Raw genomic sequence first — 453 nt, forward strand, 5'->3', positions numbered from 1 at the left:
ACGATTTATAAAGTATTATAATGAACAACGAATAAAAGAAAAGTTAGGATGGATGAGTCCTGTTCAATATAGGCTCCATCTTTTAGCTGCATAATGAAAACGAGACGACCGAAGTCGTCTCGTAAAAAAGTCTAACTTTTGGGGGTCACATCAAATAACTATTCAGTCTTCCTTCTTTATTACCATCTTATTTTAGTAACTAAATATCGCAGACAAGTGATTGATGATGAAATATCTGATTATGCTAAAGCTACTTTTGAAAGAATTTCAGAATCGTATCACATTACTTTAGTTGAGTGGAATCATGATAAAGACCACGTTCATATTATGTTCAAAGCTCATCCTAAAACAGAATTGACAAAATTTATCAACGCCTATAAAAGCGCTAGTTCAAGATTGATAAAACGTGATTTTCCAAGAGTCAAACAGTTTCTTTGGAAAGAACAGTTTTGG

General features: G+C 32.7%; 2 protein-coding genes. Both read left to right on the forward strand.

The genetic code is table 11. The annotated features are described in order from the left end of the window. Nucleotides 1-7 precede the first annotated feature (7 nt). Nucleotides 8-94, forward strand: coding sequence for an IS3 family transposase (locus ACTQZM_RS12055; protein ID WP_441652815.1), 87 nt, complete (start codon nucleotides 8-10; stop codon nucleotides 92-94). A gap of 44 nt (nucleotides 95-138) precedes the next feature. Then, nucleotides 139-453 (forward strand): IS200/IS605 family transposase (gene tnpA, locus ACTQZM_RS12060; protein ID WP_441653901.1); only part of this gene is annotated, 315 nt, incomplete at its 3' end.

It is taken from the genome of Enterococcus cecorum (assembly GCF_052119425.1).
Lineage (GTDB): Bacteria > Bacillota > Bacilli > Lactobacillales > Enterococcaceae > Enterococcus_E > Enterococcus_E cecorum_C.